This is a genomic window from Pseudonocardia hispaniensis (assembly GCF_042658695.1).
GTDB classification, from domain to species: domain Bacteria; phylum Actinomycetota; class Actinomycetes; order Mycobacteriales; family Pseudonocardiaceae; genus Pseudonocardia; species Pseudonocardia hispaniensis.
In genome coordinates this window covers 552366-572931 of the sequence record NZ_JBHSQW010000044.1, presented here as the reverse complement: position 1 = coordinate 572931, position 20566 = coordinate 552366, and the positions used below count along the sequence as shown (strand labels likewise).

Here is a 20566-nt window from a genome sequence, read left to right as displayed (position 1 = left end):
GGCGACCGGGAAACCGCCTCTGACGTGGGGCGGGTGGGGCTCGAACCCACGACCTGACGGATTATGAGTCCGCTGCTCTGACCAGCTGAGCTACCGCCCCGGTGGGGCGAGCCTAGCGACCCGGTAGGTCGGCGGAACAGGCTGACCCGTCCGATCTGGCTCGACCCCGTCGGTCAGTTCGCTCCCGCAACCGCGCCAGGCCGAACCTGTCGAAGCGTCCGCGCACCTGGCACGCAGGCCCACCCCGACTCGGTCGCGGAAATACCGCGACTCGCGCTCGGAAATACCGCGACTCGCGGGGGGAGGGTCAGGTGGTGAAGCGCTTCTGGAGGGCGGTGAGGCCGGCGGCGTAGACGTTGCCGGCGAACAGCTCGGTCAGCTGCGCTTCGGCGGCGCCGTCGGCGTCGTACTCCGACCACCACTCGACGAACGCCTGGCCGGTGTCGGTGACCGGGGCGACCCGGATCGTGGACACGTAGCGCCGCACGTCGAACGGGTTCTCCACGAACTCGTAGGTGTAGCGGCGGTCGGCGTCGTCGAGGATGACGAGCCGTTCCACGACCACCGCCCCGTCGCCGAGGGTCAGCTTCCGGATCGCGCCGACCTCGGCGGCGGCACCGGAGGTCAGCTCGCTGCTCGCGATCGCGGGATGCCAGCCGGGCAACCCGTCGAAGTCACGGACCAGCTCCCAGACCTGGTCGGCCGAGGCGGGGATGACGGCACTGGCGTAGGGACGGGGCATGGGAATCCTCCTTGATCACATACGGGACAGGCGGGTCTTGAACGCGCGGGTCTGTTCGGTCAGCGCGGTCTCGGTGGGCAGCCGCTCCATGCTGGAGGCGCCGTAGAAACCGTGACAGTGCTTGGCACGTGCGAGCACATAGGCCGCGTCGTCGGGCATCGCGATCGGACCGCCGTGACAGAGCACGAGCACATCCTCACGCACCTCGAGCGCGGCGGACGACCATTCGTCGATCAACGCGACGCAGTCGTCGAGCGACTTCGCGGTCTCGGCGCCGATCGACCCCCCGGTGGTGAGGCCCATGTGGCAGACGACGATGTCGGCACCGGCCCGGGTCATCGCCCGAGCGTCGTCGGCGGAGAACACGTACGGCGTGGTGAGCAGGTCCGCGGCGCGAGCGGCGGCGACGAGGTCCACCTCGAGGCGATAGCCCATCCCGGTCTCCTCGAGATTGGCCCGGAACACGCCGTCGATCAGCCCCACCGTGGGGAAGTTCTGGATCCCGGCGAAGCCGAGATCGGCGAGCTCGCGCAGGAACCGATCGGTGATCATGAACGGGTCGGTGCCGTTCACCCCGGCGAGCACCGGTGTGTGCCGCACCACCGGCAGCACCTCGGCGGCCATCTCGACGACGATCTCGTTGGCGTTGCCGTAGGCCAACAGCCCGGCCAGCGAGCCGCGGCCGGCCATCCGGTACCGGCCGGAGTTGTAGATGACGATGAGGTCGATCCCGCCGGCCTCCTCGCATTTGGCGGACAACCCGGTGCCGGCGCCACCACCGATGATCGGCTCACCGCGGCGGGCCATGTCCTGGAACCGTTCGACCAGCTCCGCGCGAACGAACCTCACCTGCTCACCTCCTGCCACGCCTGTACCAGCGCGGCCGCGAACTCCGGATCGTTGACGTGCTGCGGCAGCCGGATGACCCGGCGATGCTCGGTCTGCCGGATCTCGTTCTCCAGCGTCGCGAACAGCGCCTCGTCGGCCTCCGGATCCCAGAACGGCTGCCCGGGCGCGTCCAGCGCGGAGACCCCGCCGACGGGCAGCAGGAACCGCACCGGTCCGTCGCACGCATTGAGCTTGCGGGCGAGGAACCGCCCGATCTCGACGCACTCGTCCCGGCTGGTCCGCATCAGCGTCACCTGCGGGTTGTGCTCGTAGAACAGGCGGTCGGCGTACCGGGCGGGCACGGTGGCGCGAGCGCCGAAGTTGACCATGTCCAGCGCCCCGCAGGACCCCACGTACGGCACCGTCCGGCGGGCGATGGCGTCCAGCCGATCCTGGCCCGCGGCCATCACCCCGCCCGCGACCAGGTCGCACACCTCGGTCGTGGTGATGTCGAGGACCGAGCTGACCAGTCCGTCGTCCACCAGCTTCTCCATGGCCCGGCCGCCGGTGCCGGTGGCGTGGAACACGAGCGGGTCGACGAGGCCTTCGAGGGCCGTGGTCACGGCCGTCACGCAGGACGTGGTGACCCCGAACATCGTCAATCCCACCGCCGGCAGGTCCGTCCCGACCGGTATCTCGTGGGTGACCATCCCGGCCAGCGCGTGCGCCGCGTTGCCCAGCACCCTGCGGGAGATCCGGTTCAGTCCGGCGACGTCGGTGACCGAGTACAGCATCGCGATGTCGGCCGCCCCGACGTACGGCGCGACATCGCCCGACGCGACGGTCGACACCATGATCTTCCCGATGCCGACCGGCAGCGCCCGCATCGCCGGGGTGATCAGCGCCGTGCCGCCGGAGCCACCGAGACCGAGCACACCGCCGACGTCGTCCCGGGAGCGCAGGAACCGCTCCAACGCCACCGCCATGGCGGCGACGGCGCTGCCGCGGTCGCCGGTGAACACCGCCCGCTCACCGTCCGGATGGTGCGCCGCAACGGTCTCCGCATTGACGTCCACATCGGAGTCCGTCCTGCTGGTGGACACGTCGACCGTCACCACATCGGCCCCGGCCGCGCGCACCAGGTCCGCGACGTAGCCCAGCTCGGCGCCTTTGGTGTCGTAGGTGCCGATGACATACGCAAGGCCCATGAGGGCTTTCTAGCGTACGTTCGGTCCCGGCACGAGCAGCCCACGCCGTCGGTCAGGCCCGCAGATGCGCGGGCCGGTGGGTCACCTCCTCGATCTCGCCCGCGGCCTTGTCGAGCAGCAGGTGCACCAGCTCCGACAACGCTCTGGCCGCGGCGATCTCCTCGCCGATGCGGGGCTGCGCCGGGTCCGCGGGATTCCGCTTGGCCTTCCCGCGTGCGCGCAGCTCGGTGCCGTCCGGCAGCCTCAGCAGCAGCGCGGCCGCGGTGTGGACGTCGCGCTCGTCCTCCTGGAACTCGACCTCGATGTGCCATCCGACGGTGGGCATGGCGACTCACCTCCCCGTGCTGGGACAAGGATGCGCCGAAAGGCCTCCGGCGACATCCCTTCCCGGCACATCTCGCCGGCGATCCGGAGGGGAGACCGCGGGGAGCAGCTCGTCGACGAGCAGCCGGCCCGTCGCGCGCACGCTCTCGGCCGGCATGGTGCCCATCCACCCCAGGTTGAGGTTGATCGTCTCCGTGCCGCATTCCGCGGCCAGCTCACGCACCCGGGCCGCGACCGACTCCGGGGTGCCCACGAGCGCGGTCTCCCGGACGAACGTCTCGGGCCGCAAGGCGCGATCATCGGTGACGTCGGGACGGTCGGCCATCCCGAACGAGCGCAGCAGACCGGTCAGAACCTGCGCAGGCTCCCGCGCCCGCCGCCGCGCCTCGGCCTCGTCCTCGGCGAGCAGGACGAACCGATGGACCGGAGAGTCGCGCAACAGTCCCTGCGCCCGCTCGCCCGCCTGCCCGCGCACGATCTCGCGCCCCCGCAGCACCGCGGGCGGCGCCTGAATGTAGTGCTGAACCAGCGGCATCCCGGTCTCGGCGGCGGCCCGGATCGACGCGGGCGAGAACGCCGCGCGGTAGAACCGGGGGGCAACGGCCGGCACCACGAGGCTGCTGGCCGCCCGTCCGCGGTGGTGGGCGGCGTCGATGTCGACGACCTCCCCGCCCAGCAGCCGCCGCACCAGATCCAGATGGGTGGCGAAGTCCTCCCGGATCCGCTCCTCCGGCGCCCCGAAGGCATCGGTGTACGGGCCGGGCCGGTGCGGCGCCACACCCACCGCGACCCGGCCGGGTGCGAACTCGCAGAGGCTGGCGATCTCCTCGGCGATCCGCAGTGGATGGTGCAGCGGCAGCAGCAGCGCCGCCGTGCCCAGCCGGATGCGGGGCACCCGCCCGGCCACGAACGCCAGGAACGGCAGCGTCGACCAGCACACCCGGCGCAGCCGCCCCGAAGCCAGATGCTCCTCGTTGACCCAGACCCCGTCGAGTCCCCTCGTCTCGGCGAATTCCAGGAACGCCATCGCCTCCGGCAGCGGGAGCGGCTCCAGCCCGGCCTGGCAGCCCGCCAGGCCGAGCCGCAGATCGGCCGTCACAGCCCGGCGAGGATCTCGTCGACCTGCGCCTTGTCGAGCTCGACCCGGTAGATGTCCGCGTAGAACCGCGCCACCTCGTTCTCCAGGTCGAGCCCCCCGAGCTGCTCGGGGTGCAGCTGCTTGGCCGCCCACAACACGGTCAGCGGCTGCTCGCTGGTGCGGTTGCCCCACAGGTGCGCGGCGATCGGCGTCGCGTACACCCGCTTGTTCCGCACGGCCGCGACCCCGGCGAGCCTCGGGTCCTCGGTGACCGCGGTGATCTCGGCCGGGCTGCTGACGAAGATGACCTGCGGGTCCCAGCCGAGGATCTGCTCGATGTTGAGCTTCAGCGGCTCCTGGTCGGAGCCCGCCGTGACGCTGCGACCACCGGCCTGGGTGATCCACCATTCGGCGATCAGATGCGGCCGGGTCATCCCCTTGTGCGACAGGTACAGCGCGGTCGTCCGGTCGGCCTCCGGGACCGCGGCGAGCGCCTCGGCGATCCGCTCCCGGGACTGGTTGAAGTACGCGGTGTAGGCGCGGGCCCGCTCGGGTTGGTCGAGCACCTGGCCGAGCAGGTCGACGACCTTGGTGACGTCCTCGGGGTCGCGCCACTTCAGGGTGACGACCTTCAGCCCCACCTTCTCCAGGGGCTCGGCATCTTCCTTGTTCATCGTCAGCACGACATCGGGTTTGAGCTCGAGGAGCTTCTCCGTGGACGGCTGACGGTCGGCCGACTGGGTGACGGGCTGCTGCTCGATCTGCGGGGCGAACACGTACTGGTACTTCCACCGCGGGTTGCGGGCGAAGTCGGGCAGGCCGTTGACGATGACCTCGCCCTTGCCGAGCGCGAAGAGGAAGCTGTTGATCACCGGAACCGCTCCGAGCGTGGCCACCCGGCTCACCGTGGCCGGGACCTCGACGGTGCGGCCGTTCATATCGGTGATCGTCCGGGTGTCGCTGGGGGTGGCGGTCGCGGCACCGGCTCCGCAGCCGGTCAGGACCAGGGCGAGTATCGCCACCAGCGCGGCGACCAGGCGAGACGTTCTCATGGACGGGACCTTCTGTGTCGGGGTGGGGAGTCGGCCGGTCAGGAGACCGGGCCGAGGGCCTCGGAGGCGACGGCCGGGGCGTGCGGCGCGGGCACGCAGACCGGCGTGGGCTCGGGGTGCCCGGGCAGGGCGACCGCGCCGACGTGAACCGGTGTGCCGTAGACCTCGGTGAGCCGTTCGGCGGTGAGCACCGCCGCGGGGGCGCCGTCGGCGGCGATCCGCCCGGCGGACAGCAGGACGGCCCGGTCGGCGTAGTGCAGCGCGTGGTCCGGCTGGTGGGTGGTCATCACGACCGTGTGCCCGGACGCCGCGAGCTGCGCCACGGCGTCGAGCACGCGGCGCGCGTTGCCCAGGTCCAGGGCCGCCGTAGGCTCGTCCAGGACGAGCACCCGGGCCCGCTGGACGAGTGCGCGCGCGATCAGGACCAGGGACCGTTCGCCGCCGGACAGGTGCGCGATCGAGCGGTCCGCGAGGTGCCCCACGCCCAGATCGGTCAGGACCTCCAGGGCCATGGCACGGTCGCCGTGACTCGGGGTGCGGCCCCGCGGCAGGTGCGGGGTGCGGCCCATGACGGCGATGTCCAGCGCCGTGAACGGGAACGTCGTCGAGGTCGACTGCGGCACGTACGCGACGCGCCGGGCTCGTTCCCGGGCGGACAGCGAACCCAGGTCGCGGCCGGTCAGCCGAACCGTGCCGCGCGCCGGGGTCAGCAACCCCAGCAGGCAGCGCAGCAGGGTGGTCTTCCCCGCACCGTTGGGGCCGAGCAGGCAGGCCACCTCGCCGTCCTCGATGCGCACGTCGATGCCGACGAGCCGGTGGTTGCCGCCGGAGTGGGCGAACTCGAGCGCCTCGGCCTCCAGCGCCGGGGTGGACGATGCGGGTGTCACAGCCATTGGCTCCGGGCTCGGGCGAGCAGCAGGACGAAGAACGGGGCGCCGATCACCGCGGTGAGCACCCCCAACGGGAGCTCCATCGGGGCGCTGCGCGCGACGTCGTCGACGAGCACGAGGAACCCGGCGCCCATCAGCACGGCGGCTGGCAGCAGGCGGTCGAACGAGGGCCCGACGAGCATCCGCGCAAGATGCGGGACGACGAGGCCGACCCAGCCGACGATGCCGGCGAGACCGACCGCGGTCGCGGTCAGCAGGGTCGAGGCCCCGATCACCACCGCCCAGGTGAGGCGCCGGTTGATCCCCAGCGTGCTCGCCTCGTCGCTGCCCGCGGCCAGCACGGTGACCGGCCAGCGGACGGCGTGCAGCGCGGCCAGGCAGACCGCGATCACCACCGCGGCGCCGAGCAGGTCCTCGACGCGGATCCGGCCCAGTCCGCCCATCAGCCAGAAGGTGATCGACGGGAGGGTGTCCTCCGGGTTGGCCAGGAACTGGGTGATCGAGATGAACGCCTGGAACAGCGTGGAGACCACGATGCCCGCCAGCACCAGCACCACCGTCGAGCCGCGGCCGAGCAGCCGGGCGATGGTGAGCGCCAGCGCCGCCGCGACGAGCCCGAATCCGAACGCCATCAGCTGGATGGCCGTCCACGGCAGCTCGGCCAGCAGCCCGAGTGCCGCGCCGAAGCCCGCGCCCGCCGAGACGCCGAGGATCGCGGGCGAGACCAGCGGGTTGCGGAACATGCTCTGGTAACCGGCGCCCGCCGCCGCCAGCCCGGCGCCGACCAGTACGGCCCCGATGATCCGGGGCAGCCGAACCTGCATCACCACCGTTTCCTCGACGGTGCTCGCCGCGTGTTCGGTCCCCGTCGCCTTCGCGAACAGGATCTGCAGGACGGTCCAGGTGTCGACGCCGAACGGGCCGAGGGGGAACGACACCAGGATGATCGCCACGAGCCCGGCGAACAGGAACAACAGCCGCATCCGCGTGGATGTCCGGGGAGCCAGCGCACCCGAATCTGCGCGACGGGCAGCCGTCGGGGGTGAAACCTGCATGACTCTCCGTCGAATCGCTTGGACGTCTCACTGTAGCTACCAGTAGTCTGCATGAGACTAGTAGGTGACACCGGGCGGGACCACATCCGGATGGTCGCCGCCACGCACCGCCGCAGGAGGCCCCCGATGTGCACCAACACCACCCCCGTCGAGCCGAGCCCCGCGCCGAGCGCGCAGACCTTCCCCACGACGGCAGAGTTCCTGGCCGCGATCACCCCGGGCATGGAGCTGTGCACCAGCGACTTCACCGGGTGGGCACAGGTCGAGAGCGTGGTTGCGGGCGAGACGCCGGTCGTGCGCGGGCGGCGCCGCGCCGACTCCCGGCTCGTGGAGGTCCCGGCAGGCGAGCTGATCGACTTGCGCGGCGGTCACTGCGTGCGCATCGACCGGGTCCGGGCCACGATCGACCAGCAGGGGTGGGAGGTCAACGGACCGGACGCGGCGGGCTGAGCGTTCCTATCCGAGCTCCGACGGCCGGTCGCAGTGCCGCCGGATGGCCTCGTCGAGAAAGCGCATGACGGCGCTGGTGGTCTCGGTCCGCCAGATCCCCAGCAGCGCGTCGAACCCCGACCCGGCCGGACCGGAGTCGGTCAGCGCCTCGTGGACCGGCGCCAGCGCGCGTCGCTGCGCCTCGAGCAGGGGACGCATGCTCCGCCCCAGATCGTCCAGTAGGGCCAGCTTGAGCAGCAGTTCCAGCCGAACGTCACGGACGTGGCGAACGGGTGTGGCGAGCCAGCCGTCGAACGCCTCGCGACCCGCCGCCGTCACCTGTTTCGGCGACCGCGACGGGCCGAGCGGGGTCGACTCGGGTTCGCCGGAGACGACGAGACCGCGCCCCTCGAGAGCGTTGAGGGCGCGGTAGACCAGCGGACGCCGGACCGTGAGGACCCGGCCGATGCGACTGCCGGGAGTGAACTCGCGGGCGAGGGCGAAACCATGCCTCGGCCGGCGGACGAGCAGGCCCAGCACCGCGCCCTCGGTGAGGGTGAGGGAGGATCCGCCGCTACCGGACATGCGCCCACGCTAGTCGTCGGCATCCGCGGGCTCTCCGCCGATCACCCCGATCGTGTGCGGCGGAAGGTCCGCCAGCCAGATCCGCTCCGGATCGTCCTCGACCAGCCACGACGGCCGGGAGTGCTCGGCGCCGTCGCCGCGGCCCACCGCACCGGGCGGAATCATCGGAACCCCGGGGTGGCCCGCGGTCGTCCGGGGTGCGGGCCCGGTGCCACGGGCCGGCGCGGGCTCGCCGGCCGGACCGGGACCGCCGAGCGGTCTCGGAGCCGTCGGCCCGCCGCCCCGCAGGGCTCCCGAGCCCCCGGACGAGCCCTCACCGGCCGATGCGGCCGGCCGAGGATCTCCGGTACGGCCGCCGGGCCGCGACCCGTCGACCGGCCATCGTGCCCCGAGCGCCGGTCCGGTCACGCCCGGCCCCGGCACCGGCCCGGGAGGCACGATATGGGGGGCGACCGTCCCGGCTGCCGCCCGGCCCGGTGGGAGGCGAGATTCCGGTTCCCGTGGTCCACCCCGAGCCGACGCGCCGGAGGGGGCGACCGAGGGGGCCGGTGTGATCGGCGGCGCGATGGCCCCCGTACCGGCACCGCTTGCGACGCCGCCGCCTCCGGTGCCAGCCCCGCCGGTGGCGCTCGCGGCACCGGGACTACCGGCGTCGAGCGGGGTCCCACCGGCCGCGGGCGCGACCGGCGGGACCGCGCTCGGCGGGCCCACCGGGCCGCCGCCGCCGGCCGACCAGAGCGGACCCGACGGCGCGGGGCCGGTGCGCACATCCGGGACGGGGGTGACCGGCGGCTCGAAGGCCTGGAACGTCGTGGTGAGGTTGTGGTTGGTGTTGCTCTGGTAGCGCTCCGCCGCATCGACCGCCACCACCCGGGCCTCCTCCGCCCGCGGTCCGTGCACCGACGCCCGGTCCTGCGGACCCGCGACATCGGTGAGGGCCGCCATGTCGATGCGCACCCGGGTATGGAAGGCGGCCTGATCCTCCAATGCCATCGCCGCCAGCCGGGCCTGCGCAGCCCCGGTCTGCCCGGCGGCGGCCAGCTGGATGATGTGCCGAGCGCTCGCGTCCGCCGCCGCCCCCTCGTGCCCGGCCTGTGCGGCGCGAAGGACCGCGCTCAGGTCATCGGTCGCCTTCTCCAGGGTCTCCGCCAGCGCGGTGTAGACGGCGGCCGCGGCCTCCAGCACCCCGCTGCCGGGCCCGGTGAGGACGGGATCACGAATCTCCCGAAGCGACCAGGTGTGGAACGGCAGTTGGGTCGGTGGATAGTCGGTCACCGAATGTCTCCTCCCGGGTCGTCACGTCAGCGGCGGCAGGTTCGACAGCACCGCCGCGGCCATCCGCCGCGACCGCTCGCAGGGATCGGGTAATGAGCCAACACCGACCTTCCCGTCAACCCACAGCAATCGGTCATCGGCGACCCCGACCCACAGTTCACAGAACGGACCGGGGTTGAGGTTGGCGCGAACAGACGGATGGCCGGCGACCTCGCCCGGCTCGAACACCGCAAACCCCGTGCGCTGCAGATAAATGCTCTCGAGCCCGTCCGTGGCCTCGTCGGTGGCGATCAGCAGGGCTGCGACGTCGCCCTCCCCGGCCGACCAGCTGCAGTCCCGGGTGAGCCGGCTGTGGGCCGGGCGCGCCGACTCCGGCCGCAGACCAAGCTCAACCAGCTGCCTCGGCGTCAACAGCTCGCAGGCGGCGATGCCGCGGGCGTCCTTGGGATGCGGCACCCGGGGCGCGTGCCTCTCCGAGGTCGGCGGCGCGGACGGCGCCGCCGTGGCGGGCACGGCCCCCGGCGGCCCCGCCACCGCAGGAGTGGTCACCGGCTGCCCACACGCTGCCACCGCCAGCAGCGCCCCCAGTGCCAGCAGACGGACCACCCGGCTCATGCCCGGTCCGCGCGGTTCGCCTGCTCCGCCTGGACATAGGCCTCCAGCTGCTGGCGCAACGCCTGCCGGGTGGCGTCGATCTGATTCGCCCACGTCTCGACATAGGCGCTTGCGCGCCGTGTCATCTCGGCCGCATTCCGCGTCATGTTGACGCTCACTTCATCGTTGCTCGGAGCTTCGAAGTGGGCGTGGCGCAGGGCAGGCAAAGCTGCCATCCGAAGATCCTCGACGATCTGCCCCAGTTCCTCGATGCACCGCTGCGCGCGTTCCGGATCCACCACCAACGTCCCGGTCGCCACCGGACCCGCATCCGGCGTGGCGAGGGCCACCAGGACCCGGCGCTGCGCCGCCCGCCCCCGCACCGGACCCACTCCGAAAACGTGATCGATCGCGACACCCCGCGGCCCCGTCATGGCCGACATCGTCTCAGGAGCGTCCCGCGCCGTGGGCCGTTTCGGCCCGATCGAGAAAGCCCGACTGGACCAGCACCGCCCACCCGAACGGCGGCGCCGCTTGACCCCCATCGCCCGCACCCGAACACTCGACGTCGAATACCACGAGGAGGGTGAGCGTGGCCAAGCGCACGGTGTCCAACCCCCTCGCCCTGGCGGTGCTGGGGCTGCTGAGCGAACGCCCGATGCATCCGTACGAGATGGCCTCGACCCTGCGGGGCCGGGCCAAGGAGGAGAGCATCAAGCTCAACTACGGATCCCTCTACTCCGTGGTCGAGTCCCTGCACAAGCACGGGCTGATCGAGGCCGTCGAGACCGTCAAGGAGGGCCGGCGCCCCGAACGGACGATCTACGGGATCACCGAGCCGGGTCGCACCGAGTTCGCCGACTGGCTCAGCGAGCTGATCGCGGTCCCGGCCAAGGAGTACACCCGGTTCGAGGCGGCCCTGTCGCTGCTCGGCGGGCTCCCGCCGGACGAGGTGCTCGGCCTGCTGCAGCTGCGCGCCCACCGACTGGCGATGGCGGTCGCCGCCGGCGAGTCGGCCCTGGCGCGCTCGGCCGCCCAGGGGCTCCCCCGGCTGTTCTCGATCGAGTTCGAGTACCGGCTCACCCAGGCCCGCGCCGAGCTGGCGTTCGTCGAGCTGCTGATCGACGACGTCGCCGACGGCCGGATCGAGGGTTACGAGATGTGGCGACGCATGCACGAGTCGGGCGAGTTCCCGACCGACGCCGAGATCCACAACCGCTGACCCCGACGACGTCATTGTGACGCCACTCTTGACGCCATGGGTTCGACGCCAGATACTCGGCGTCGGATATTCACCGCTCATGAAACCCCGGCCGGATGCGGCAACATCCGGCCGGGGCCACCTCCCAGGTCGGCTCCGCAGGCGGACGAACCCAGGCGCACCTGCACGATAACCGCGACACGGACCGGCCTCCGGCAGAAAGGTCCGATATGGAACCGGCGATCAGCGCCGAGGGCCTGACCAAGCGCTACGGCGAGGTCACCGCCCTCGACGGCCTGTCCATCAGCGCCGAGCCCGGCACCGTGTTCGGCCTGCTCGGCCCCAACGGCGCGGGCAAGTCCACCACCGTCAAGATCCTCACCACGCTCACCCTCCCCGACCGGGGGCAGGCCCGCGTCGCGGGTCTCGATGTGGTCTCCGGCGCCGCCGAGGTGCGACGCCACATCGGGGTCGTCACCCAGCGGCCCGGCACCGACCCGCAAGCCACCGGCCGGGAGAACCTCGTCCTCACCGGTCGCCTCCACGGCCTCGCCCGCGGCACCGCCCGGCACCGGGCCGATGAGCTCCTCGAACGCTTCGGCCTCGCCGAGGCGGGCAACCGCATCGTCCGGACCTACTCCGGCGGCATGGCCCGCAAGCTCGACGTCGCGATGGGGCTGGTCCACCACCCGCCGGTGCTGTTCCTCGACGAACCGACCACCGGGCTCGACCCCGCGGCCCGCGCCGACATGTGGGCAGCGATCGCCGACCTCGCCCGGGGCGGCACGACGGTCCTGCTCACCACGCACTACCTCGAGGAGGCCGACCAGCTCGCCGACCAGGTCGCGATCGTCGACCACGGGCGCGTCGTGGCCACCGGCACCCCCGACACCCTCAAGAGCGGCCTGCGCGGCGACGCGGTCGTCGTCGAGCTCGCGCCGGAGGCCGAACCGGCGCACGCCGAGGCCGTGCTCGCCCGGGCCGGTGCCCGCGAGATCACCGGCGAGGCGCGGACCATCCGGGCCCGCGTCGACGACGGCGCCCAGGCGGTCCCGGCCGTGCTCGCGGCATTGGAGCAGGCGGGCGTGGCGGTCGCGGCGATCACCGTGGCCCGGCCGTCGCTCGACGACGTCTACCTGCGCCACACCGGCCGGACGCTGGTCGCGGCATGAGTACCCTCGTCCCGCACACCGCCCATCTCACCGGCCGCAGCCTGCGCGCGTTCGCCCGCCAGCCGGTCTTCGTCGTCCTCACCCTCGTGCAGCCGCTGATCTGGTTGCTGCTGTTCGGGCAGTTGTTCCGCAACATCGTGCAGCTGCCCGGGTTCGAGGCCGAGTCCTATCTGGACTTCCTCGCGCCCGGCGTGGTGATCATGACGGTGCTGTTCTCCAGCGGCTGGAGCGGCATGGCCTTCATCGAGGACATCGACCGCGGCGTGATGGACCGGATGCTGTCCTCGCCGGTGAGCCGCGGCGCCCTGATGGCCTCGTCGGTGGTCTACAACGGCTTCACCACGGTCATCCAGTCGGTGGTCATCCTCGCGATCGCGCTGGTCGCGGGTGCCCGTTTCCCCGGCGGGGGGCTCGGGGTGCTGGTCCTGCTGCTCGCCGCGGTGCTGCTGGCCGCCGCGTTCGGATCGCTGTCCAACGGGATGGCCCTGCTGGTACGCACCCGCGAGTCGCTGATCGGGTTCTCGACGACGCTCACGCTGCCGCTGTCGTTCCTGTCCTCCGCGATGATCGCAACGAGTGTCGCCCCGGGCTGGATCCAGGCCGTCGCGACCTGGAACCCGGTCGACTGGGCCGTCGTCGCGGGCCGGGAGGCACTGTCCGCGTCCCCCGACTGGTCCGCGGTCGGCGTCCGGCTCGCGGGCCTGGCGGCCGTGGCACTGCTGCTCACCGCGCTGGCCACCGGCGCGTTCCGCAGCTACCAGCGTTCGGTCTGAGACATCCCGGGCGCGGTGATCAGTGCACCGCGGCGATCCGCTTGCGAACGTCATGGGCCGCGCCCTCCGCCACGACGCCCAGATCGTGGGCCCGAACGGCCAGGTCGCTGCGCAGCTTCGCGGCCTGCGTGGCGGCCTCGGCCGCAAGGGCGGTCAACTGCTCGGCGTAGCCGGGGGTCCTGCGACGGGCCTCGGCCAGCGCCTTGCGCACCTGCGTCTCCCAGGCGGCGAGCGCGGCCTGCCGCTTGTCGGCCTCCTTACGGAACGCCCCGGCCCGGTGACCGGCCTCGGTGTGCCAGTGGGTGGCCCGCTCCTCGAGGGCCTTACGCCACTCGGCCCCGCGCTTCTCGACCAGCCGCTGCAGGTGCTGCCGGCGCCGCCGCATCTCCCGGGACGCCTCGCGGGAGACCTCGCCGGCCCGCTCGGTGGCCTCGTGAGCCCGCCCGGAGAGCTCGTGGGCGAGGCCGGTCACCGTTCCCGCCTGCGTGGCGGCGGTGGCGGCGGCGAGCCGGGCCGCCCGCCTGCCGCGCCAGGCCAACGAGGGCCTGCCCGCGGTGTCGGCGGCGGCGATGAGCAGCCCGCCGAACAGGCTGACGTTCTTGATGAACTGGGTCCGCTGGGCCTGCCGCTCGGCCGGGTCCTCGATCTCCCAGAACCGGTGGCCGGCCAGGGTCGTCGGGATCAGCGTGCCGGCCAGCACGGCCGAGGAGAGCCGGGGCACCACGCCGAGGGCGAGCAGCGAACCCGCGGCGATCTTGATCGCGGCCTCGGTCTTGATGAGGGTCTCGTCAGCGGGCCGCTGCTCGATGGGGGCGATCTCCACGATCTTGTCGATGGCGGGAGAGGCCGCATCGAGGACGGGTTTGGCCGCCGTGACGTGCCCCTCGGGCGCGCGCAGGGCGTTGATCCCCGCGGAGATGAAGATGGATGCGAGCATGGGCCGCGCAACGCGACGCAGGAGTGACATGAGGGCCCCGTTCCCGAGTCGGACTGGTGGCAAACCCGCGCCCGGTTCGCCGGGTGCGGGATGCTGCCCGGATGACAAGCGTAGGGCACCGCAGCAGCGGGCGCCGGGCCATCGGTCTCGACATCGGGGGAACCAAGATCGCCGGCGCCGTCGTGCGGGAGGATGGGACGGTCCTCGCGGAGCTCACCGAACCGACGCCGCAGAACTCCGACGCAAGGACGATGAGCAAGGTCCTGCTGGGCATCACGGAGCGGTTGCGCGCCGACCACCCGGAGGTGGTGGCCGTCGGAGTCGGGGCGGCGGGCCTCGTCGAATGGCGGCGCGGCCTGATCCGCTGGGCACCCAACAGCGCCTACCGCAACTGGCCGGTACGCACCGAGCTCGAGGATGCCACCGGCCTTCCCACCATGGTCGACAACGACGCCAACGTCGCCGCGCTCGCCGAGGCGCGGCTGAGTGCCCGGCGCTACCGGGACATGGTGCTGCTGACCGTCGGGACCGGGGTGGGCGGCGGCATCGTGCTCGACGGCCGGATCTACCGCGGGCCCACCGGCCGGGGCGCCGAGCTCGGACACATGATCGTCGATCCGGGCGGACCACGCTGCGGCTGCGGCAATCACGGCTGCCTGGAGGCCGTCGCCTCGGGAACCGCGCTGACCCGGATGGGCCGGGACGCGGCCGCCGACGACCCGACCGGACTCATCGCCACCCTGGCCCGCGACGAACCCCGCGGAGCCGTGACCGGCGAGACCGTGACCAGGGCGGCGAACCGGGGTGACCCGGCGGCGCGCGCCTTGTTCGCCCGGCTGGGCCGCTGGCTGGGGGTGGGCATCGCCTCGCTGGCCAGTGTCTTCGAGCTGGACGCCGTCGTCGTCGGCGGCGGTCTGATCGAGACCGGCGACCTGCTGCTGGCCCCGGCCCGCGCCGCCGCCCGCGAGTTCGCCTACGCGCCCGAGGTCCGTGGTGTCGTGCCGGTCGAGCCGGCCGCGTTCGGCTCCGAGGCCGGGATGGTCGGAGCCGCGCTGCTGGGGCTGGAGCACGCCGGGTCGAACAGGGCCGAACCGCAGGCCGGCGCCCCCTAAGGTGGCACGATGGCGTCCCTGCTGCTGGGCCCCGTGTTGCGACATGTCGACGAGACCACCGCGATCGTGTGGGTGCAGACCGACGCGGCGGCCCGGGTGGAGGTACTGGGCTGCGCTGCCGACACCTTCGAGGTGGCCGGCCACCACTACGCGCTGGTCGTCGTCACCGGCCTGCAACCCGACACCCGCACTCCGTATGAGGTGCACCTGGATGGCGTGCCGGTATGGCCGCCACCGGTGTCGGCGTTCCCCCCCAGCGTGATCCCGACCCGGGGACCGGCGTCGGCGGGCCGGCACCGGATCCTGTTCGGGTCGTGTCGGTACGTGAAGGTGCCCGACCGCAAGGACGCCGCCCGGCTCGGCATCGACGCGCTCGATGCCTACGCCGTCCGGCTGGCGCGGCGCCCGCCGGAGCAGTGGCCCGACGCGCTGCTGCTGCTCGGGGACCAGGTCTACGCCGACGAGCTCACCCCCCAGACCCGCAGGCGCATCGCGGGGCGCCGCCATGCGCACCCCGAGTGGCCCGACGACGAGATCGTCGACTTCACCGAGTACGTCGGCCTGTACTGCGACTCCTGGGCCGACCCGGAGATTCGCTGGATCATGTCGACGGTGCCGACCGCGATGATCTTCGACGATCATGACGTGCGCGACGACTGGAACACCTCCGCGCGCTGGCGGCAGACGATGGCGCGGGTGCCCTGGTGGCGCGAGCGGATCCGGTCGGCACTGGCCTCCTACTGGGTGTACCAGCACCTGGGCAACCTCTCGCCCGACGAGCTGGCCGCCGACCCGGACTACCGGAAGATCTCCGGGCGAGGCGGCGACGTCTGGCCGCTGCTGGCCGACCTCGCCGATCGGGCCGACGCCGAGGTCGACGGGGCCAAGGGGGTTCGGTTCAGCTTCCGCTGGGACCTCGGCCGCAGCCGGCTCATCATGATCGATTCCCGGAACGGCCGGATCCTCGAGGACGGGCAGCGCCGCATGCTCGGCGAGCGCGAGTTCAGCTGGGTGCAGGACCAGGTTCCGGCGCCCGACGAGGTCGACCACCTGCTCCTGGGCACCTCGGTGCCCTGGCTGCTCCCACCCGCGATCGCGGCACTGGAGAGCCGCAACGAGTCCGCGGCCGCACGGCCGGGATGGCGGGGACGGCTCGCCGAGCAGCTCCGCCAGCGCGCCGACCTGGAGCATTGGCCCGCCTTCCGGGCGTCCTTCGACCGGCTCGCCCAGCTCGTCGAGGACGTCGCGGCCTGCCGGGAGGGGGCGTCGGGGCCGGCGACGGTCAGCGTACTGTCCGGTGACGTGCACCATAGCTATGTCGCCCGCGCACACCTGCGCTCCGGACGCACCGGGAACACCGCCGTCCATCAGCTCACCTGCTCGCCCGTACACAACCGTGTCCCGCGGGTGCTCGAGCTCGGCTTCCGGCTCGGTTGGGCGGGAGCCACCGCACGGCTCACCCGCCGCTGGGACCGCCGTGTCGGCCCCGGCGAGCCGGCGGTGCGCTGGGAGCGGCGGGGTGGACTCGTGTTCGGCAACACGATCGCGACCCTGCTCGTGGACGGCCGCCGGGCCGAGGTCCTGTTCGAGCAGCCGGACAGCGCGGCGTCGCTGCGGACGGTCGCCCGCCACGAGCTGAGCGCCCGATGACCGGCGCCGAACCGGCGGTGACCGTCGGCAGCGACGCGCTCGCCGGCCAGACCGTCGTGCTGCGGCCGACCGGCGCGCAGCACGTCGGATCGTTCATGGAGATCCTGCAGCACCCCGAGGTCTCCCGCTGGTGGGGCGGCTACGACCTGGAACGGGTCCGCCGCGAGCTGCTCGGCCCGCACGGCTACGCCGTCGAGCTGGCCGGCGAGGTCATCGGGCTGGTGATCTTCCGCGAGCAGAACGACCCCGACCACCGGTACGCGGGGATCGACATCGCGCTGCACCCGGACGCGCACGGCCAGGGGCTGGGCACCGACGCGATGCGCGCCCTGGTCCGGTACCTGTTCGACCGCCGCGACCATCACCGCATCGTCATCGACCCCGCGGCGCACAACGAACGCGCCATCCGCAGCTGCCGGCGGGTGGGGTTCCAGCCGGTCGGGGTGATGCGGCGCTACGAGCGGTCCGCCGACGGCACCTGGCACGACGCCCTGCTGATGGATCTGCTGCGCGAGGAGTTCATCGGCTAGCAGCGGCCCGATCGGCCTGCGCGGCGAGCCCCTCGACCAGCAGGTTCAGCCCGAAGGCGAACCGCTCCTCGCCGCCGCCGCCCACCATCAGCGGCGCGAGCGCGACCATCGTCGGGAACCGGTCGGCCGGTAGCTCGCTCAGGTACCGGCCGACCTGCTCGACGTACCTCTGCGGATCGCGGCCCGCGCGCTGCCGGTCGACGCGCACCGCTCCCTCGACCGCGTTCGCGGCGACGAAGAGGCCGACGACATCGACCGCCCAGGCGACGGCCTGGTCGGGCACCCCGCCCAGCCGCAGCAGGGCCATGGTGGCCTCGGAGACGCGCAGCGCGTTCGGCCCCAGCGGCACCGTGCCGAGCGCCACCGTGGCGATGTCGCCGTGCCGGGCCAGCGCGGCGTGCGAGTCCTTCCACAGCTGGGTGACCTGCTCCCGCCAGCGTCGCGGGTCGGGTTCGGGGATGGGTACCTCGCCCACGACCTCGTCGAAGACGAGATCGAGCAGCTCGTCCTTGTTGGCGACGTGGGCGTACAGCGACGCCGCACCGGTACCGAGCTCGGCGGCCACCCGGCGCATGCTCACCGCGTCGATGCCCTCGGCGCGCAGGACCTGCAGCGCCGCCTCGACGATCACCTCGCGGCTCAGCTGTCGGCGCGCGGGCGCGACCTTCCGCGGGGTCCGCCATGGGGGTTCGGGAACAGCATCGGACGCCGCGGCCATGCCGGGAATCCTACTTGACACGAACGTCGTTCGCTACTAGAACGCTGTTCGTTCACGAACGCCGTTCGCAACCTGGGGGTTGCCGTGCCCGACCTGCACACCACCTCGCCCGTCGACCCGGCCCGCGACGCACCGCCCTATCGCTGGCGCTGGCCCGCGCTCGTCGCCGTCCTCACGGCCGAGATCATGGATCTGCTCGATGCCACGGTCGTCGGTATCGCCGCGCCGTCGATCGAGACCGAGCTCGGCGGCGGATCGACCATGATCCAGTGGATCGCCGCGGGCTACACGCTCGCCTACGCCGTCGGACTGATCACCGGCGGTCGGCTCGGTGACCGCTACGGCCGGCGCCGCGTCTTCCTCCTCGGCCTCGTCGGATTCGTCGCGATGTCGGCGCTGTGCGGGCTGGCCGTCTCCCCCGCGATGCTCGTGACCTGCCGGATCCTTCAAGGGCTCGCCGGTGCCGTGCTCATCCCGCAGGGATTCGGGATCATCAAGGCCACCTTCCCGCCCCGCGAGCTCGGTGCGGCCTTCGGCGCGTTCGGTCCCGCGATGGGGCTCGCCGCGGTCGGCGGCCCCATCCTGGCCGGGATGCTCATCGGCTGGGACGTCGGCGGCGCGGGCTGGCGAACCGTGTTTCTGATCAATGTGCCGATCGGGCTCGCCTGCCTGGCGCTGGCCTGGCGCGTGGTGCCCGAGTCGCGATCCGACGCCGCGCTGCGGCTCGACCCGGTGGGCATGCTGCTGGTCGGCGTCGGCCTGCTGGCGGCCGTCTTCCCGCTGGTGCAGGGCCGCGAGCTGGGCTGGCCATGGTGGACGTTCGCGCTGCTCGCGGCCGCGGTTCCGGTGCTGGTGTTGTTCGGCAGGCATCAGGCGTGGCATTCCCGGACCGGCCGCTCGCCGCTGGTGGACCCCGCACTGCTGCGCAACCGGGCGTTTCGCGGCGGCCTGGTGGTCGGTCTGGTCTTCTTCGCCGGAATGACCGGGCTGGCTCTGACCATCGGGCTCTACCTGCAGATCGGGCTGGGCTACTCGCCGCTGCGGGCGGGGCTGACCCTCGCCCCGTGGGCGTTCGGCGTGGCCGCCGGTGCGGCCCTGTCCGGTGCCGTGCTGGCCAACCGCTACGGGCGCGCGGTGATCCAGGCCGGTTCGGTGGTCATGGCGGCGGGCATGCTCGGGCTGATCGTCACCCTCGAGCTGGCCGCCGAGCCGGTCACCGGCTGGCAGCTGGCACCGGCGCTGGCCGGGTGCGGCCTGGGCATGGGGCTGGTCATGGCGCCGTTCTTCGACATCGTGCTCGCCGGCGTGACCCTGCCGATGGTCGGTTCCGCCTCCGGGGTGCTCAACGCCAACCAGCAGCTGGGCGCCTCGGCCGGGGTCGCGGTTCTCGGCACGGTGTTCTTCCAGGTGGCCGCGTCCGGGACCGCCACCGCCGGGATGCAGGCGGTGCTGTGGAGCGCGATGGGGGCCGTGCTCGCCGCCGGTGCGCTCGCCGTCCTGCTGCCGCGCCGCGCCCGGCCCGAGGCCTGAGGGCCGGCGCGGGCGTCAGAACGGGGTGCGGGCGAGAAACCGCGCCAGGACCTCGCGGTCGCCGAGGACCTCCACCCTGGGGGGCTCGGCCGGGATCCGCCGCAACAGGGCGAGGAAGAGGTCGCTCGCCGCGCCGCGGACCGCGACGGTGCCCTTGGCGTGCCCATGCTCCCAGGCGATCCGCTCACCCGCGGGGCGCACCATCCACTCGCCGGCCGCGCCGAGACCCTCGTCCGTGGCGTGCAGGTGCATCGTGGCGCCGTCGGACAGCGGCGGCTCGCCGGCCTCGCGGCGCGGCACCGTGAGCAGGTCCAGCCATTCCGAGACGGCGTCGGCGGCGAGCTCGGGCGCCAGGTCGTAGGGCACGCCCAGGGCGAGCGCGGCGTCCGCCCGGTGCGCGACGACCTCGTGCAGCCGGCGTCGGATCCACCATTCGGCCGGCCGCGGCCCGGTGAACGTCCAGACCGGAACCTGTGCCCCGACCCCGTCGACGGCGGCGAGCAGATCCGCGGCGCCGTCCCGCAGCCAGGTCGCGGCGCCGTCCGCGTCGGCGGGCGGTTTGCCGTCGGCGACGGTGCGCGGATCGACCGGCTCGCTCGCCCTGGTCCGCACGATCGTCGCCGACCAGCGCTCGCCGCGGCCCACGTGGGTGATCAGGTTGCGGATGGTCCAACCCGGGCAGGTGGGGACCGGCGCCTGCGGGTCGGCGGTGCGGGTCAGCTCGGCGAACAGGGCGGTCTGGTCGAGGAACGCGGCGCGATGGTCGAGATCCAGGTCGGTCACGCCCCGACGCTACCGGCGCACCGGCGGGCGGGAAACCGGGGCGGACGATGCCCGGCCGAGCCGCTGCCGGTCCGCGGCCGGCCGCAGAGTGACGCCGGTC

Annotated in this window: 23 protein-coding genes and 1 tRNA gene; 8 read left to right on the top strand and 16 right to left on the bottom strand. The window is 72.9% G+C overall.

Going from position 1 to position 20566, the window contains the following annotated elements; genetic code table 11:
- Positions 1 to 25: 25 nt before the first annotated feature.
- The 9 genes from ACFQE5_RS23055 to ACFQE5_RS23015 form a co-directional block, all read right to left on the bottom strand.
- Positions 26 to 100 (bottom strand) — tRNA-Ile (locus ACFQE5_RS23055).
- A 207-nt stretch (positions 101 to 307) separates the two neighbouring features.
- Positions 308 to 742, bottom strand: coding sequence for an SRPBCC family protein (locus ACFQE5_RS23050; RefSeq protein ID WP_379588015.1), 435 nt, complete (start codon positions 740 to 742; stop codon positions 308 to 310).
- Positions 743 to 757: 15 nt separating this feature from the next.
- Positions 758 to 1591 (bottom strand): phosphoenolpyruvate hydrolase family protein, encoded by an 834-nt coding sequence (locus ACFQE5_RS23045; protein WP_379588014.1) that lies wholly within the window; start codon positions 1589 to 1591, stop codon positions 758 to 760.
- Positions 1588 to 2778 (bottom strand): Tm-1-like ATP-binding domain-containing protein, encoded by a 1191-nt coding sequence (locus ACFQE5_RS23040; protein WP_379588012.1) that lies wholly within the window; start codon positions 2776 to 2778, stop codon positions 1588 to 1590. The genes ACFQE5_RS23045 and ACFQE5_RS23040 overlap by 4 nt, the downstream gene beginning before the upstream one ends.
- Positions 2779 to 2830: 52 nt before the next feature.
- On the bottom strand, positions 2831 to 3103 hold the full coding sequence (locus ACFQE5_RS23035; protein WP_379588010.1) for a DUF1876 domain-containing protein: 273 nt from the start codon (positions 3101 to 3103) through the stop codon (positions 2831 to 2833).
- 6 nt (positions 3104 to 3109) lie between these two features.
- A complete protein-coding gene (locus tag ACFQE5_RS23030) occupies positions 3110 to 4201 on the bottom strand; it encodes an LLM class flavin-dependent oxidoreductase (RefSeq protein WP_379588009.1) in 1092 nt (363 codons plus the stop codon).
- Positions 4198 to 5232, bottom strand: coding sequence for an ABC transporter substrate-binding protein (locus ACFQE5_RS23025; protein ID WP_379588008.1), 1035 nt, complete (start codon positions 5230 to 5232; stop codon positions 4198 to 4200). Before ACFQE5_RS23025 ends, ACFQE5_RS23030 begins: the two co-directional genes overlap by 4 nt.
- Before the next feature lie 38 nt (positions 5233 to 5270).
- On the bottom strand, positions 5271 to 6125 hold the full coding sequence (locus ACFQE5_RS23020; RefSeq protein ID WP_379588007.1) for an ABC transporter ATP-binding protein: 855 nt from the start codon (positions 6123 to 6125) through the stop codon (positions 5271 to 5273).
- Positions 6116 to 7105 carry a FecCD family ABC transporter permease gene (locus ACFQE5_RS23015; RefSeq protein WP_379588006.1) on the bottom strand — a complete coding sequence of 330 codons (990 nt, stop codon included), beginning with the start codon at positions 7103 to 7105 and terminating at the stop codon, positions 6116 to 6118. Before ACFQE5_RS23015 ends, ACFQE5_RS23020 begins: the two co-directional genes overlap by 10 nt.
- Positions 7106 to 7303: 198 nt before the next feature.
- Here ACFQE5_RS23015 and ACFQE5_RS23010 point away from each other — a divergent pair, with 198 nt between their 5' ends.
- Positions 7304 to 7627: a hypothetical protein gene (locus ACFQE5_RS23010; RefSeq protein WP_379588004.1), complete on the top strand. Its 324-nt coding sequence runs from the start codon at positions 7304 to 7306 to the stop codon at positions 7625 to 7627.
- A gap of 6 nt (positions 7628 to 7633) precedes the next feature.
- On the opposite strand, the gene ACFQE5_RS23005 is transcribed toward ACFQE5_RS23010, so the two are convergent.
- From ACFQE5_RS23005 to ACFQE5_RS22990, 4 genes are read right to left on the bottom strand one after another with little or no spacing between them, the layout of a single operon-like run.
- Positions 7634 to 8191, bottom strand: a complete 558-nt coding sequence (locus tag ACFQE5_RS23005) for a PadR family transcriptional regulator (RefSeq protein ID WP_379588003.1) — start codon at positions 8189 to 8191, stop codon at positions 7634 to 7636.
- Positions 8192 to 8200: 9 nt separating this feature from the next.
- Positions 8201 to 9466, bottom strand: coding sequence for a PPE domain-containing protein (locus ACFQE5_RS23000; RefSeq protein ID WP_379588001.1), 1266 nt, complete (start codon positions 9464 to 9466; stop codon positions 8201 to 8203).
- A gap of 21 nt (positions 9467 to 9487) precedes the next feature.
- Positions 9488 to 10081 (bottom strand): DUF3558 domain-containing protein, encoded by a 594-nt coding sequence (locus ACFQE5_RS22995; protein WP_379588000.1) that lies wholly within the window; start codon positions 10079 to 10081, stop codon positions 9488 to 9490.
- Positions 10078 to 10503 (bottom strand): PE domain-containing protein, encoded by a 426-nt coding sequence (locus tag ACFQE5_RS22990; RefSeq protein WP_379587998.1) that lies wholly within the window; start codon positions 10501 to 10503, stop codon positions 10078 to 10080. The genes ACFQE5_RS22995 and ACFQE5_RS22990 overlap by 4 nt, the downstream gene beginning before the upstream one ends.
- A gap of 149 nt (positions 10504 to 10652) precedes the next feature.
- Here ACFQE5_RS22990 and ACFQE5_RS22985 point away from each other — a divergent pair, with 149 nt between their 5' ends.
- The 3 genes from ACFQE5_RS22985 to ACFQE5_RS22975 all read left to right on the top strand — a co-directional run bounded on the left by ACFQE5_RS22985 (position 10653) and on the right by ACFQE5_RS22975 (position 13206).
- A complete protein-coding gene (locus tag ACFQE5_RS22985) occupies positions 10653 to 11282 on the top strand; it encodes a PadR family transcriptional regulator (protein ID WP_379587997.1) in 630 nt (209 codons plus the stop codon).
- Positions 11283 to 11491: 209 nt separating this feature from the next.
- The gene (locus tag ACFQE5_RS22980) at positions 11492 to 12433 is read left to right on the top strand and encodes an ATP-binding cassette domain-containing protein (protein WP_379587996.1); all 942 of its coding nucleotides are present in this window, start codon (positions 11492 to 11494) and stop codon (positions 12431 to 12433) included.
- Positions 12430 to 13206, top strand: a complete 777-nt coding sequence (locus ACFQE5_RS22975; protein WP_379587995.1) for an ABC transporter permease — start codon at positions 12430 to 12432, stop codon at positions 13204 to 13206. Before ACFQE5_RS22980 ends, ACFQE5_RS22975 begins: the two co-directional genes overlap by 4 nt.
- A 19-nt stretch (positions 13207 to 13225) precedes the next feature.
- Here ACFQE5_RS22975 and ACFQE5_RS22970 read toward each other — a convergent pair whose 3' ends face one another.
- The gene (locus tag ACFQE5_RS22970; protein WP_379587994.1) at positions 13226 to 14143 is read right to left on the bottom strand and encodes a DoxX family protein; all 918 of its coding nucleotides are present in this window, start codon (positions 14141 to 14143) and stop codon (positions 13226 to 13228) included.
- A 101-nt stretch (positions 14144 to 14244) separates the two neighbouring features.
- Here ACFQE5_RS22970 and ACFQE5_RS22965 point away from each other — a divergent pair, with 101 nt between their 5' ends.
- The 3 genes from ACFQE5_RS22965 to ACFQE5_RS22955 are packed head-to-tail and all read left to right on the top strand — an operon-like array spanning position 14245 to position 17435.
- The gene (locus ACFQE5_RS22965; protein ID WP_379587993.1) at positions 14245 to 15255 is read left to right on the top strand and encodes an ROK family protein; all 1011 of its coding nucleotides are present in this window, start codon (positions 14245 to 14247) and stop codon (positions 15253 to 15255) included.
- 9 nt (positions 15256 to 15264) lie between these two features.
- Complete coding sequence (locus ACFQE5_RS22960) at positions 15265 to 16905, top strand: alkaline phosphatase D family protein (RefSeq protein ID WP_379587992.1); 1641 nt, start codon at positions 15265 to 15267, stop codon at positions 16903 to 16905.
- A complete protein-coding gene (locus ACFQE5_RS22955; protein ID WP_379587990.1) occupies positions 16902 to 17435 on the top strand; it encodes a GNAT family N-acetyltransferase in 534 nt (177 codons plus the stop codon). Before ACFQE5_RS22960 ends, ACFQE5_RS22955 begins: the two co-directional genes overlap by 4 nt.
- Here ACFQE5_RS22955 and ACFQE5_RS22950 read toward each other — a convergent pair.
- On the bottom strand, positions 17425 to 18153 hold the full coding sequence (locus ACFQE5_RS22950) for a TetR/AcrR family transcriptional regulator (protein ID WP_379587989.1): 729 nt from the start codon (positions 18151 to 18153) through the stop codon (positions 17425 to 17427). The genes ACFQE5_RS22955 and ACFQE5_RS22950 overlap by 11 nt on opposite strands.
- An 84-nt stretch (positions 18154 to 18237) precedes the next feature.
- Between ACFQE5_RS22950 and ACFQE5_RS22945 the strand changes: the two genes are divergently transcribed.
- A complete protein-coding gene (locus tag ACFQE5_RS22945; protein ID WP_379587988.1) occupies positions 18238 to 19683 on the top strand; it encodes an MFS transporter in 1446 nt (481 codons plus the stop codon).
- 15 nt (positions 19684 to 19698) lie between these two features.
- Here the strand turns inward: ACFQE5_RS22945 and ACFQE5_RS22940 are convergent, their stop codons facing one another.
- Complete coding sequence (locus tag ACFQE5_RS22940; protein WP_379587987.1) at positions 19699 to 20466, bottom strand: maleylpyruvate isomerase family mycothiol-dependent enzyme; 768 nt, start codon at positions 20464 to 20466, stop codon at positions 19699 to 19701.
- Between the last annotated feature and the right edge of the window lie 100 nt (positions 20467 to 20566).

Excerpts from the sequence above, each read along its gene's own strand:
- ACFQE5_RS23025 (WP_379588008.1), bottom strand. The coding sequence starts at position 5,232 with ATGAGAACGTCTCGCCTGGTCGCCGCGCTGGTGGCGATACTCGCCCTG.
- ACFQE5_RS23020 (WP_379588007.1), bottom strand. The coding sequence starts at position 6,125 with ATGGCTGTGACACCCGCATCGTCCACCCCGGCGCTGGAGGCCGAGGCG.
- ACFQE5_RS23015 (WP_379588006.1), bottom strand. The coding sequence starts at position 7,105 with ATGCGGCTGTTGTTCCTGTTCGCCGGGCTCGTGGCGATCATCCTGGTG.
- ACFQE5_RS22965 (WP_379587993.1), top strand. The coding sequence starts at position 14,245 with ATGACAAGCGTAGGGCACCGCAGCAGCGGGCGCCGGGCCATCGGTCTC.
- ACFQE5_RS23010 (WP_379588004.1), top strand. The coding sequence starts at position 7,304 with ATGTGCACCAACACCACCCCCGTCGAGCCGAGCCCCGCGCCGAGCGCG.
- ACFQE5_RS23040 (WP_379588012.1), bottom strand. The coding sequence starts at position 2,778 with ATGGGCCTTGCGTATGTCATCGGCACCTACGACACCAAAGGCGCCGAG.
- ACFQE5_RS23005 (WP_379588003.1), bottom strand. The coding sequence starts at position 8,191 with ATGTCCGGTAGCGGCGGATCCTCCCTCACCCTCACCGAGGGCGCGGTG.
- ACFQE5_RS23035 (WP_379588010.1), bottom strand. The coding sequence starts at position 3,103 with ATGCCCACCGTCGGATGGCACATCGAGGTCGAGTTCCAGGAGGACGAG.
- ACFQE5_RS23050 (WP_379588015.1), bottom strand. The coding sequence starts at position 742 with ATGCCCCGTCCCTACGCCAGTGCCGTCATCCCCGCCTCGGCCGACCAG.
- ACFQE5_RS22990 (WP_379587998.1), bottom strand. The coding sequence starts at position 10,503 with ATGTCGGCCATGACGGGGCCGCGGGGTGTCGCGATCGATCACGTTTTC.
- ACFQE5_RS22960 (WP_379587992.1), top strand. The coding sequence starts at position 15,265 with ATGGCGTCCCTGCTGCTGGGCCCCGTGTTGCGACATGTCGACGAGACC.
- ACFQE5_RS22975 (WP_379587995.1), top strand. The coding sequence starts at position 12,430 with ATGAGTACCCTCGTCCCGCACACCGCCCATCTCACCGGCCGCAGCCTG.
- ACFQE5_RS22995 (WP_379588000.1), bottom strand. The coding sequence starts at position 10,081 with ATGAGCCGGGTGGTCCGTCTGCTGGCACTGGGGGCGCTGCTGGCGGTG.
- ACFQE5_RS22970 (WP_379587994.1), bottom strand. The coding sequence starts at position 14,143 with ATGCTCGCATCCATCTTCATCTCCGCGGGGATCAACGCCCTGCGCGCG.
- ACFQE5_RS22950 (WP_379587989.1), bottom strand. The coding sequence starts at position 18,153 with ATGGCCGCGGCGTCCGATGCTGTTCCCGAACCCCCATGGCGGACCCCG.
- ACFQE5_RS22980 (WP_379587996.1), top strand. The coding sequence starts at position 11,492 with ATGGAACCGGCGATCAGCGCCGAGGGCCTGACCAAGCGCTACGGCGAG.
- ACFQE5_RS22955 (WP_379587990.1), top strand. The coding sequence starts at position 16,902 with ATGACCGGCGCCGAACCGGCGGTGACCGTCGGCAGCGACGCGCTCGCC.